At 73.2% G+C, this 313-nt stretch carries 1 pseudogene; it reads left to right on the top strand.

The features are described from left to right. A pseudogene (locus Q2100_RS31720) lies at positions 1-313 on the top strand (HNH endonuclease); the annotation flags it as partial.

The following is a 313-nucleotide window of genomic DNA, read 5'->3' as shown; positions in this document are numbered from 1 at the left end:
CGAGGCCCGGTTGCATGCGCGGTTGGCGGAGTTGGAGACGGCCAAGGCCGCCTGTGCGGCGGGGCAGGCGCGGGTGGCCGCTGACCTGGACGCTCTGCGCCGTGCGCGCGAAGCCGCCGCGGGGGTGCCGGCATCGAAGCGGGGTCGGGGTTTGGCCACCGAGATCGCCCTGGCCCGACGTGCCTCACCCAATCAGGGTGGCCGTCATCTGGGGTTGGCCCGCGCGCTCGTGTATGAGATGCCGTGCACGCTGGCGGCGTTGGAGTGCGGGGTGCTCACCGAGTGGCGGGCGACGATCATCGTGCGGGAGTCG

Origin of the sequence: Mycolicibacterium arseniciresistens (genome assembly GCF_030519285.1) — a bacterium.
GTDB classification, from domain to species: Bacteria; Actinomycetota; Actinomycetes; order Mycobacteriales; family Mycobacteriaceae; genus Mycobacterium; species Mycobacterium arseniciresistens.
The sequence above is the reverse complement of the archived record's forward strand: the minus strand, read 5'-3'. Positions and strand labels throughout refer to the sequence as shown.